General features: G+C 73.6%; 3 protein-coding genes. 2 read left to right on the forward strand and 1 reads right to left on the reverse strand.

Translation table 11 applies throughout. The features are described 5' to 3' along the window. On the forward strand, positions 1 to 409 hold a 409-nt coding region (locus AB0J52_RS40355; RefSeq protein WP_500188478.1), incomplete at its 5' end, for a GNAT family N-acetyltransferase. Positions 410 to 493: 84 nt separating this feature from the next. Continuing rightward, the gene (locus AB0J52_RS40360; protein ID WP_500188480.1) at positions 494 to 841 is read left to right on the forward strand and encodes a VOC family protein; all 348 of its coding nucleotides are present in this window, start codon (positions 494 to 496) and stop codon (positions 839 to 841) included. Between the two features lie 55 nt (positions 842 to 896). On the opposite strand, the gene AB0J52_RS40365 is transcribed toward AB0J52_RS40360, so the two are convergent. Beyond that, positions 897 to 1,464: MMPL family transporter (locus AB0J52_RS40365; protein WP_500188482.1), on the reverse strand; the 568-nt coding region annotated here is incomplete at its 5' end.

Raw genomic sequence — 1,464 nt, forward strand, 5'->3', positions numbered from 1 at the left:
GGACGTCGCGATCCGCGCCGACGCCCCGGTCGTGCTGGCCTGGCTCGACGAGTTCACCGCCGAGGCCGGCGGCGCGGCCCCGGTCGCGGTGATCGAGGAGCGTCTGCGGGAGGGCAACATCGCGTTGTGGGAGGTGGACGGCGAGCCGGTCGCGATGGCCGGACGCACCGCCGCCCTGGACGGCATGACCCGCGTCGCCCCCGTCTACACCCCGCCCGCGCACCGCCGGCGCGGCTACGGAGCGGCCGCGACGGCCGCGATCACCCGCTCCGCGCTGGACGCCGGCGTCCGCGACATCGTGCTGTTCACCGACCTGTCGAACCCGACCAGCAACGGCGTCTACCGGGCCGTCGGCTACCGTCCGGTGACCGACCGCCTGCTGCTGGGGTTCACCGAAAAGGACGGCTGACGTGCGGGGAAAGCTTCGCGCCGTCGCCCGCCCGGTCCGGGCGATCGGGGCGTGCGGCGCCGCCGCGCTTCCTAGGATCGCGGTATGACCATCGACTTGTTCGCAGGCATCCCGGTCAGCGACTATCCGGCGGCGCTGGCGTGGTACGAGCGGCTGTTCGGCTCGCCTCCGGCGTTCGAGCCGAACGACGACGAGTCCGTGTGGGAGGTCGCCGAGCACCGGTACGTCTACGTCGTCCACCTTCCCGGGCGCGCCGGGCACGCCCTGAACACGGTCTTCGCCGCGGACTTCGACGTGCGGCTCGCGGCGATCATGGAGCGCGGGCTGGTCCCGGCCAGCCGGGAGACCTACGAGAACGGCGTCCGCAAGGCCACCTTCCGCGACCCGGACGGCAACGAGTTCTCCTTCGGCGGCAGCCCGTCCGCCGGTTGACCGCCGTCCGGCGCCCGGGTCGTCAGCGGACCGGGCGCCGGACCGTCCGCGGCCGTCAGTCGTCGACCTTGGCGGGCCACCAGACGCGTCTCCCCACGTCCAGGGCGAGAGCGGGGATGAGGAGGCTGCGGACGACGAGGGTGTCCAGCAGGACGCCCCCGGCGATGAGCAGCCCCTGCTGGAGCGCGCCGACGCTGGGCAGGACGGCCAGGACGCTGAACGTCGCGGCCAGCACCAGTCCCGCGCTCGTGATGACGCCGCCGGTGACGCGCAGGCCGGTGAGGACGCCCTCGCGGTGGCCGTGCAGCCGGACCTCCTCGCGCGCCCGGGACATCAGGAAGATGGTGTAGTCGATGCCGAGGGCGACCAGGAACAGGAACCCGAACAGCAGCAGGCCCCGGTCGATGCGCGGATATCCGAGCGCCCGGTACAGCAGCCCGGCCAGGCCGAGCGCCGCGCCGTAGGACAGCACGACCGAGGCGATCAGCAGCAGGGACGCGGTGAGCGCCCGGAGCAGCAGCATCAGCATCAGCAGGACCACGCCGAGGATGAGCGGGATGAGCAGGGCCTCCTCGGCCCCCTGCGCCCGCGACCGGTCGAGGTCCACGGCGGTCTGGCCGCCG

The sequence above is a fragment of the Spirillospora sp. NPDC049652 genome, from assembly GCF_040675125.1.
Lineage (GTDB): Bacteria > Actinomycetota > Actinomycetes > Streptosporangiales > Streptosporangiaceae > Spirillospora.